Genomic DNA, 594 nt, shown 5'->3' on the forward strand with positions numbered 1-594 from the left:
GCCTGCAACAGCGGCTTTCATCTGATCCAAGATGTGCAAACGTGCTTCTTTGGCTTGAGCCAAAGCGATTTGCATGATTTCTTTGGTAATACCTTGGATTTTGATGTCCATTTGCAGTGCGGTCACACCTTCGGTTGTACCGGCTACTTTAAAGTCCATATCGCCCAAGTGGTCTTCGTCACCCAAGATGTCGGTCAGGACGGCAAATTTGTTGTTGTCCAAAATCAGACCCATGGCGATACCGGCAACGTGTGCTTTCAAAGGCACACCGGCAGACAACAGGCTCAGGCAGCCGCCGCAGACGGAAGCCATAGAGGAAGAGCCATTGGATTCGGTAATTTCAGAAACCACGCGCATGGTGTAGCTGAAATCTTCAGGTTCCGGCAATACGGCCAACAATGCACGTTTAGCCAAGCGGCCGTGACCGATTTCACGACGTTTTGGCGCACCTACGCGACCCACTTCACCGGTAGAGTATGGTGGAAAGTTGTAGTGCAGCATGAAGCGGTCGGTGTATTCGCCGGACAGTGCATCAATGATCTGCTCGTCGCGTGAAGTGCCCAAAGTTGCAACCGCCAAAGCTTGGGTTTCGCC

General features: G+C 52.2%; 1 pseudogene. It reads right to left on the minus strand.

The features are described from left to right. Positions 1-594: pseudogene (locus ACTHUM_RS17750) on the minus strand (polyribonucleotide nucleotidyltransferase); the annotation flags it as partial.

This window comes from Neisseria sp. P0021.S006, from assembly GCF_051956895.1.